Genomic DNA, 9,240 nt, shown 5'->3' with positions numbered 1-9,240 from the left:
CAGGCCGTCCCTGCGCCTTGATGGCACCCGCCATGGCGTCAACATCGCCGCCAAAGCTGGTCAGCGCATCGGCATCGAGCACGGCGGCCGCGCCCGATTCCAGCACCGCCAGGACATTGTCGCGCGTCTTTGGCCCAACGCCCGCGGCCGGCCCGATCACCACGGCATTCATCCGCTTGTCGGCCAGCAACGCGGCCAGCGCGGCGCGATCCTCGGCGGGCTTGAGCATCACCGCTGTAACGTGGCTGGCATGCACCATCAGCGCCGCCTCACTGCCTGTCAGCGTCACCACCCCGGCACCCACCCGGAATGCCGCCATGGCCGCTAGCCGCGCCGCGCCGGTCTGCAACGGCCCGCCCGACACCACCACGCAATGGCCACGGTCAAACTTGTTGCCAGCGCTATCGGCCACCGGTACCGACCATAGTGCTGGCGTATTCTGCCAGGTAGTCGCATCGATCAGGTCGAGCACACTTGCCGGAATACCGATATCGGCCAGCACGACCTCACCGCACAACTCCCGGCCTGGCTGCAGCAAGTGCCCCGGCTTGAGGCGGAAAAAGGTCACGGTAAGCTCGGCGATCATGGTGGGGCCGCGCTCGGCACCGGTGGCGCCATCAAGCCCCGAAGGCACGTCAATGCTCACCACCGGCCTTGTGCTGGCATTGACCGCCTCGATAATCTCGGCAAATGCGCCTTCGACATCGCGGTCAAGACCGGCACCCAGCAGGGCGTCGATGATCAGATCGGCATCCTCGATGTCCTGCAGGGTCGGCGCGGCCAGCCGGCCCGTCCACTGCCTGGCCATGGCCGCTGCATCACCCTTGAGCGCCTCGGGTGAACCCACCAGGCGCAATTGCACCGGCCAGCCCTTCTGGTTGAGCAGCCGCGCCACCACAAAGCCATCGCCGCCATTATTGCCGGGCCCGCACAGCACCAGTACCGAGCGCTGATAGAAGTGCTCATGCACGGCCTCCGCGACCGCCTGGCCCGCGGCCTCCATCAACTTGAGTGACCGGCTGCCGGCCTGCACCGCCAGCCGGTCGGCCTCACCCATCTGTTGCGGGGTGAGAAGAATATCAGCGGGAGCAACTGTCATGGAAATCTCTCAACAGACCTCATCCTGAGCCTGTCAAAGAACGAGGTGGTGGCATTGTGCCCGGTCACCACGCGGTTCGACAAGCTCACCATGCGGTAAACTCAACTAGACCCAGAAAGCAAAAAGCCGCCCATTTCTGGGCGGCCGTGCAGTGATCCCTCTAAGCAATCTAGTGGTGATGCTCTTCGGGAACATCGTCTTCGTCGGCCTGGATCAGCTTGGCCAATTCTTCACGGGTCATCTTCTTGTCGGTGATCTTGCCCTGCTCGATGACAAAATCGACGACCTTGTTCTCGAACACCGGTGCACGCAGACCAGCCAGTGCCTGCGGGTTCTGACGGTAGTAGTCATAAACCTGCTGTTCCTGACCCTGGAAACGACGCACCTCGGCGATGAGCGCCTGCTGGTGCTCTTCCTCAGTCACATTGACGTCGTTCTTGTTGCCGATTTCGGCAACCACCAGGCCGAGACGCACGCGGCGTTCGGCAATGGTGCGATACTGGGCGCGTGCCGCTTCCTCGGTGGTGCCTTCGTCTTCAAAGGACTTGCCGTGGCTCTGCACTTCATGCTCGACGCGCTGCCAGATAGTGGCAAATTCGGCCTCGACCAGTTGGGCCGGTACGTCGAACTTGTGGCCATCATCGAGAGCGTCAAGCACCTGACGCTTCATGTGCTGACGGCTCATCGACGCCAGCGCCGATTCCATCTGGGTCTTGACGGCCTCGCGCAGCGCCGCCACGTCATCCATGCCCAGGCTCTTGGCAAACTCGTCATTCAGTTCGCCGGCGTTCGGACCATCGACATGCAGCACGGTAACGGTGAAAACCGCCTTCTTTCCGGCCAGCTCGTCGCTCTGGTAATCCTTGGGGAAGGTCACCTCGATGTCGCGCGTCTCGCCCTTCTTGAAGCCGATCAACTGCTCTTCAAAGCCGGGGATGAACTCTTTCGAGCCCACGGTCAGATGCGCATGGTCGGACTTGCCGCCATCAAATTCCTTGCCATCGATCTTGCCGACAAACGACAGGCCGAGGCGATCGCCATCTTCCACAACGGCGTCGTCGCCCTTGTCGGTATAGCCACGGTTCTGGGCAAACACACGGTTCACTTCGGCCGTCACCTCGTCATCGCTGATGTCGATGATCGGCTTGGTCAGCGCCACGCCCTTGAGGTCCATCAACGTGACGGGTGGCAGCACTTCATATTCAACTTCAAAGGCCAGATCGGCCTTGCCATCCAGCACGTCGTTGATCACGGCCTGGTCGTCGGGCAGATCCACCTTGGGCTGCGCCGCAGCGCGCTCTTCGCGCTTGTCCAGCGTCTCGGACACGGTGTTGTTGATCGCGTCGGTCATCACCTCGGACATCGCCGAACGGCCATACATCTTCTTGATGTGCGCCATCGGCACCTTGCCGGGACGGAAGCCCTTGATATTGGCCTGGCCCTTGAGCTCTTCGAGCTTGACGTCCAGACGTGTGTTCAAGTCGGCAGCCGGAATGGTAACGCTCAACTTGCGCTTCAGGCCTTCATTGAGGGTCTCGGTAACCTGCATTCGGATCAATCCCGTAATCATTATCTCTAGAGGGCCAGATCCCATTTGGTGCGGGTGAGAGGACTCGAACCTCCACGCCTTGCGGCGCTGGAACCTAAATCCAGTGCGTCTACCAGTTCCGCCACACCCGCTGAAGGACCCGTTGGCCGGGTTGGCTTGCATCTATAGGAAGACACAAAGCCAGTCAAAGCCTTGCTGCTCGATTTGCGCGGATTGCGGTCCCGCGCGCCCAAAGCACGGCAAAGCCACCCGGCACCGCTCACCAATATGCACAATGTAGCGGCGGCCGGCGGCAACGAGCCGGCCGAAATGGCGCAGCTTTGCTCGCGAAACACCCACACTGCCTAGATTTTAATCATTCACTATGGCCGCAGCCGCGGGCCCCAAGGGATCAGGTCGTCATAACACATTGTTTATGCTATTGTTTGAACTCACAAACCGAGCTGGCACAAGCCGTGCATACTGCTCTGGCGTACCCGCCCAAATGACCCGTGGAGGCTCAAATGAAGAAGATCGAGGCTATCGTAAAGCCGTTCAAGCTCGACGAAGTCAAAGAGGCGCTGCAGGAAGTTGGCCTCCAGGGCATCACGGTGACCGAAGCCAAGGGCTTTGGCCGTCAGAAGGGTCACACCGAGCTCTATCGTGGCGCTGAATATGTCGTGGATTTCCTCCCCAAGGTGAAAGTCGAGGTCGTGTGCCCCGATGAACTCGCCGAAAAGGCCATTGAAGCGATCCGCAGCGCCGCCCAGACCGGGCGCATCGGCGACGGCAAGATCTTCGTTTATTCGATCGAGCAAGCCATCCGTATCCGCACCGGAGAATTCGGCGACGACGCGCTCTAGGGCCTTGCCCTGACCGCGACGCGCCGCCATATCAACCCAAGCATTCCGATCCAGACAGGGGAAGACCTAATGACCACCGCAGCTGACCTCCTCAAGCGCATCAAGGACGAGAACATCAAGTATCTCGACCTGCGCTTCACCGACCCGCGCGGCAAGTTGCAGCACGTCACGCTCGACGTTTCCATCGTCGATGAAGACCTGTTTGAAGAAGGCACCATGTTCGATGGTTCCTCTATCGGTGGCTGGAAGGCCATCAACGAGTCCGACATGGTGCTGATGCCCGATCCCAATTCGCACTACATCGACCCGTTCTTCAGCGCGTCCACCATGGTGGTGAACTGCGACATTCTCGAGCCGCTGACCTACCAGCCCTATAGCCGCGACCCGCGCACCACGGCCAAGAAGGCCGAGGCCTATCTGAAGTCGACTGGCATCGGCGACACCGTCGTGTTCGGCGCCGAGCCGGAATTCTTCATGTTCGACGACGTGAAGTACTCCAATACCCCGTTCAAGGTGGGCTTTGAAGTCGACCATCCCGAACTGCCGTCCAACAATGACACCGCCTATGAAGCCGGCAATAGCGGCCACCATATCGGTCTCAAGAAGGGTTATTTCCCGGTACCGCCGCTCGATAGCGCACAGGACATCCGCGGCGAAATGCTGGCCGCAATGGCCGACATGGGCGTTGTGGTTGAAAAGCACCACCACGAAGTGGCCTCGGCCCAGCACGAACTCGGCATCAAGTTTGCGCCGATGATCAAGGCTGCCGATGACGTGCAGATCTACAAATATGTCATCCACCAGGTTGCCAATGCCTATGGCAAGACCGTGACCTTCATGCCCAAGCCCATCTTCGGCGATAACGGTTCAGGCATGCACTGCCACCAGTCGATCTGGAAGGACGGCAAGCCGCTGTTCGCTGGCGACCAGTATGCTGGTCTGAGCATGGATGCGCTGTACTATATCGGCGGCATCATCAAGCACGCCAAGGCCATCAACGCCTTCTCCAACCCGACCACCAACAGCTACAAGCGTCTGGTGCCAGGCTTTGAAGCCCCCGTGCTGCTGGCCTATTCGGCCCGCAACCGCTCGGCCTCATGCCGCATCCCGTTCGGCCAGTCGCCCAAGTCCAAGCGCATCGAGATCCGTTTCCCCGATCCGCTGGCCAACCCGTATCTGGCCTTCTCGGCCATGCTGATGGCTGGCATTGACGGCATCAAGAACAAGATCCACCCCGGCGACCCGATGGACAAGGATCTGTACGAACTGCCGCGCCAGGAACTGATGCAGATCCCTCATGTCTGCGGTTCGCTGCGTGAAGCGCTGGGCGCCCTGGAAGCCGATCACGAGTTCCTGCTGGCCGGTGGCGTCTTCGACAAGGACCAGATCGACAGCTATATCGAGCTGAAAATGACCGAAGTCGTCAAGTTCGAGCAGACCCCGCATCCAGTCGAATACGAAATGTACTATTCGGCCTAAGCCGAACAGGTCTGAACGAGGAAAGGGCGCCGCCAGGCGCCCTTTTTGTTTGTCATAATGGAGGCGGGCCGTCGGCATGGTGCCGACAGTCCCGGGCGGCTACCAGGGATGGGTTTCGTTGACCGACGCCGTGAAGGTGCCGGTCGGGCCGTCTCTGCCCAGGAGGGCGACGCGGACGGCTTCGGCGGCGCCCTGCTGGACGGTTTCGGTGCCTTCGTAATTGTTGAGCGCAGTGCTGGTGAAGCCGGGGGTCACCGCGTTGACGGCAATACCCTCCGCTTCAAGATCGATGGCAAAGGCCAGCGTAATGGCGTTGAGCGCGGTCTTGGAGGCGCCGTAGCCGGGGTTGAAGGTCGCTCGGTAGGGATGCGGCGTTGCGTTGACGGTGAGCGAACCGAGGCCACTCGAAATGTTAACAATCCGGGCGCCAGTCGACGTGCGCAGCAGGGGTACGAAGGCCTGGGTGACGGCCAGGACACCAAACACATTGGTCTCCCAAATGGCGCGCACTTCATCAACCGAGATCAGCGTGGCCCGCGAGCGCCGGATGTAGTCCTGCATGGTCTCGCTTTCCTGGCCATTGGCCCGGGAGATGGCGGCATTGTTGATGAGAATGTCGAGGCGACCAAACTGCTGCTCGACTTGCGCCACCGCGGCCCGGATGGAGGCCGGGTCGGTGACGTCGAGCTGGAGGGGATGAACATCCCCGGCAATTGTCTGGGCGGCTGCCGTGCCCCGGTCAAGGTTGCGCGAGGCGAGCAGTACTGTCAGGCCCTTGGCAGCGAGATCGGTAGCGATTTGCAGCCCGATACCCTGATTGGCGCCGGTGACGAGTGCGATGCGTGAGTTTTCAGTCATGGCATGATCCTGTTTTTGATTGGCCAAACAGGAGGTGGTCATCAGCAGCTGGACGTTCTATATGTAATAGTCCAAGTTTATTTCGAATGAGTCCAGAATGCCTGATCCCCTGGCGCAGATCGTTGGCTTGCTGCAGCCCGGCGCGCCGTTCTCCAAATGTGTAACCGGATCAGGGGCGTGGCGGGTGAGACGGACACAATCGCCAAACCCCTATTACGTCGCGGTGCTCAAGGGGAGCCTGCGTTACCGGGATCATCAAAGCGGCGAGGTCATCGTAAATGCAGGGGATTTCATTCTGATCCCCTCGGCGCAGGACTTCATGATGTGGAGTGATGTCCCAAGCAGTGACAATGACATGGTGATCGATCCTGTGATCCTGCCGGGGGGTGGCTATCGGGTCGGCAGTGTTGATGGGCCGGTCGATATGCGGGCCTTGGTGGGATACTGCATATTCCAGTCCGACGATGCGACCCTGCTCTCATCTCTACTGCCTGAGCTGGTGGTGGTGCGGGGCGAGTATCGCCTGGCTATGCTGATGCAATTGCTGGGTGACGAGGCCGGGGGTAGCAAGCCGGGGCGCGAAGTGGTGTTGCAGCATTTGCTGGAAGTTCTGCTGATCGAAGCGCTTCGGTCGACGGTCGAGCTGGGCGATGCGCCGGGATTGTTGCGGGGCCTGTCGGACGATCGGCTAGCCGTTGCCATAAGGGGCATGCATGAAAGGCCCGAGCGCGGCTGGACGGTGGTCGAACTGGCACGCCAGGCGGCTTTGTCCCGCTCAGGATTCCATGAGCGGTTCCAGAGCGCGGTGGGCATGGCGCCGATGGAGTACTTAAAGGTCTGGCGGTTGGCTTTGGCCAAGGACCTGCTGCGCAAGCGGGAAGCGAGCGTGGGCGAAATTGCCCGGCAGGTGGGCTATCGATCGTCAAGCGCCTTCAGCGTGGCTTTCACGCGCGAAGTCGGCGTATCGCCGGCCCGCTATGCGCGCGACATGCATGCCTTGCCCGGCATGGCCGCAGGGGAGTTTGAGGGCGCCATCGCCTGAGGGCCCATTCGCCAGCGCCAGGTTGGTCACCCCACCACGCTAGCCGTTCAGGCGCGATCGCCGTCTGCGGCAGTGATCGGCGCCAGTTGGGGCGGCACGATCAGCGTCTCGATCTCCTCAATATCCTGCGAGGCGAGAAATTTGACGGCAAACCCGACCTCAAGAATGCGCGCCACCCGGCCCACCAGCCGCCCGACAGCCAGCGGCGTCCCCAGCGGCGGAGCGGATCGGGTCGACAAGGCTATGCCTGAGGACGACACATCGATCACAAAACCGGGCATCTGTGTGCCATCGCCCAGCGTGACGACCGTGCGCGGCTCGCGCAACTGGATGCGCTTATGCTCGCGCCGGTCCTCCAACTGTTCGTAGAAGTGTTTTTTGTGCCAGACGATCTTGCGACCCAGCTTCTCGCGCCCTGTCGCGTTCAGCCGCAAATCCATGACGAAACCACTGGGCAATTGGCGGGTGATACACCCCCGCAGCAGGCCAAAGCCGTCAAAGTGCGCAATGATATCTTCACCCGGTCGGCCCACCACCGGCCCGACCACGACAGCAAGCCGGGTCGATACCGAACAGAGGCGGCAAGCATAGACCGGCGCCTTGTGCGCACCGCGGTGCGGGCGACTGGCCATGGCGTAGCGTCCGCCGATGGCACCAATGAAGCGCACGTCGTGCCAATCAAAATTGGAGCGCGGCGATACGTCCGCGCAATCTACATCTAGCGACATGGATAGGTCCCTCCCCCACGCCCCAGTAAGAGCCAAGACATGAGAAATATTCAAATGAAAGCGGGCCTACGCCTGCAAGCAATCAGAATACCAACAAAGACTAGGGAGATTTCGTTAAAACTTGCTGACGCGACTAGATAAGGTTTTCTGCTTAGGTCACGAGGCCGGGACTATGCATCGCCATTCGGGCTTCCAGGCCCTCCAGCGGTTGAACAGCAATGAACTCTACCGCAAAGCCAACATCGAGCCGCCGTACAACGCGGCCCAGCAAGCCACCGATCGCCAGCGGCGTTCCCTTGGCCGGCAGAATGCTCGACGAGACTGCAGCACCTGATTGCGATATGTCGATGACAAAGCATGGCGTCATGCTGCCATCCGCCATCGTCATTACTGTCCGCGGGTGTCGGGGCAACACACGCTTGAACTCACGTTTGTCGATCAACTGACTGCGCCCGCTGTTCTTTTTCCAACGAATTTTCGCGGCCAGTTTGGCACGTTCAGCGTCGTCCAGTTCGAGGTCAAGCACGAAGCCGGTCCTTGTCGGTCGGACCACCGGCCCGCGCAACACCCCGAAATCCTGAAAATGCATCGATACTGGCTCTGCTTGTTGTGCAATCACCGGCGCAACAATGACCGCCTGGACCGGAGAGATCGAACAGAGACGGCAGGCATAGACCGGCACTGCATCTTGCGCAGTCTCTCGCCGCTCCGCCAGTGTGTAGCAGCCCGTCAATGCCCCAATATAGCGCACATCGTCATGGCGTCGTACATCTGACAGCACAGACATCGAAAACCTCCCCCGAGCAAACAACACAAGACTGCAGTCAAAATGATAAAGACTTACCTACCAGATCTAGCTAATTGCCTGACACGTCAGATAATTCTATAGGGTTGTTTCCTGCGCCATGCTCGAGAAGAATAGTTCGGGGGTTTCGACTTCGACCAACTTGCACTTGTCGATCAGCAAGAAGCGCTCACCCAGTCCACGCACAAAACTGCGGTCATGCGACACCAGCACGCAGCTGGCGCCATGGGAGAGGATTTCGGCTTCCAACTGCTCCTGACCGGCGATGTCGACATGGTTGGTCGGCTCATCCAGCAGATAGAAATTGGGTGCCTGCAGGCGCAGCGCCAGTAGACCTAGCCTGGCCCGTTGGCCCAATGACAGGGTACCGATGGGCCGATCCTGCCTCTCGGGCGCGAACCCCGCCGCAGCCAGCAGGCTCATGCTGCGTTGATCCCCGACATCAAACCGGCTGGTGATGTAATCAAGCAGCGAGATCCTGTCGGGCAGAAACGACATCGCCTGATCGATATAGCCCGGCACAATCTGCGGACTGACGCGGATACCCGGCGTTTCCTGCCCGTTGATGGTCCGGTGCAGCAGTCCCATGAATTGCGACTTGCCCGCGCCATTGCGGCCCAGGACCACCAATCGGTCGCCCTGAAACACATGCAGTTTGTCGATGACAAACAGCTTTTCACCCACCGGATTGCTGACCGTCACATTGTCGAAGGCCAGCATCACCCTGGCTTGTGCGCCGCTATTGCCCAGCCGGATCTCGCCGCTGCGGTCCTTGTGGATCGAGCGGACAGTGCTCTCAATCTTTTCGGCCCGTTCCCGCAAATATTTGGATTTGACA

At 60.3% G+C, this 9,240-nt stretch carries 9 protein-coding genes and 1 tRNA gene; 3 read left to right on the top strand and 7 right to left on the bottom strand.

From position 1 onward, the window contains the following. From Q8O80_RS06460 to Q8O80_RS06450, 3 genes are all read right to left on the bottom strand, one after another. Positions 1 to 1,099, bottom strand: a 1,099-nt coding sequence (locus Q8O80_RS06460) for an NAD(P)H-hydrate epimerase (RefSeq protein ID WP_305578146.1), incomplete at its 3' end; no start/stop codon positions are given. Positions 1,100 to 1,268: 169 nt separating this feature from the next. Continuing rightward, positions 1,269 to 2,648 (bottom strand): trigger factor, encoded by a 1,380-nt coding sequence (tig, locus tag Q8O80_RS06455; RefSeq protein WP_305578144.1) that lies wholly within the window; start codon positions 2,646 to 2,648, stop codon positions 1,269 to 1,271. Positions 2,649 to 2,694: 46 nt separating this feature from the next. Next, positions 2,695 to 2,779 (bottom strand) — tRNA-Leu (locus Q8O80_RS06450). Positions 2,780 to 3,151: 372 nt separating this feature from the next. Between Q8O80_RS06450 and Q8O80_RS06445 the strand changes: the two genes are divergently transcribed. Continuing rightward, positions 3,152 to 3,490, top strand: coding sequence for a P-II family nitrogen regulator (locus tag Q8O80_RS06445; RefSeq protein WP_305578142.1), 339 nt, complete (start codon positions 3,152 to 3,154; stop codon positions 3,488 to 3,490). Positions 3,491 to 3,559: 69 nt separating this feature from the next. After that, positions 3,560 to 4,969 carry a type I glutamate--ammonia ligase gene (gene glnA, locus Q8O80_RS06440; protein WP_305578140.1) on the top strand — a complete coding sequence of 470 codons (1,410 nt, stop codon included), beginning with the start codon at positions 3,560 to 3,562 and terminating at the stop codon, positions 4,967 to 4,969. Positions 4,970 to 5,068: 99 nt separating this feature from the next. Here glnA and Q8O80_RS06435 read toward each other — a convergent pair whose 3' ends face one another. Then, on the bottom strand, positions 5,069 to 5,827 hold the full coding sequence (locus tag Q8O80_RS06435) for an SDR family NAD(P)-dependent oxidoreductase (protein WP_305578138.1): 759 nt from the start codon (positions 5,825 to 5,827) through the stop codon (positions 5,069 to 5,071). A gap of 97 nt (positions 5,828 to 5,924) precedes the next feature. On the opposite strand from Q8O80_RS06435, the gene Q8O80_RS06430 reads away from it, so the two are divergent. Next, on the top strand, positions 5,925 to 6,869 hold the full coding sequence (locus Q8O80_RS06430) for an AraC family transcriptional regulator (RefSeq protein ID WP_305578136.1): 945 nt from the start codon (positions 5,925 to 5,927) through the stop codon (positions 6,867 to 6,869). A gap of 47 nt (positions 6,870 to 6,916) precedes the next feature. Here Q8O80_RS06430 and Q8O80_RS06425 read toward each other — a convergent pair whose 3' ends face one another. From Q8O80_RS06425 to Q8O80_RS06415, 3 genes are all read right to left on the bottom strand, one after another. Next, positions 6,917 to 7,597: a PilZ domain-containing protein gene (locus tag Q8O80_RS06425; protein WP_305578134.1), complete on the bottom strand. Its 681-nt coding sequence runs from the start codon at positions 7,595 to 7,597 to the stop codon at positions 6,917 to 6,919. 151 nt (positions 7,598 to 7,748) lie between these two features. After that, positions 7,749 to 8,384, bottom strand: a complete 636-nt coding sequence (locus Q8O80_RS06420; protein WP_305578132.1) for a PilZ domain-containing protein — start codon at positions 8,382 to 8,384, stop codon at positions 7,749 to 7,751. 96 nt (positions 8,385 to 8,480) lie between these two features. Beyond that, the coding region (locus tag Q8O80_RS06415) for an ATP-binding cassette domain-containing protein (RefSeq protein ID WP_305578130.1) at positions 8,481 to 9,240 on the bottom strand (760 nt) is incomplete at its 5' end.

This window comes from Devosia sp., assembly GCF_030689745.1.
GTDB classification, from domain to species: Bacteria; Pseudomonadota; Alphaproteobacteria; order Rhizobiales; family Devosiaceae; genus Devosia; species Devosia alba.
Note: the sequence above shows the minus strand (reverse complement) of the source record. Positions and strands in the feature narration are given on the sequence as shown.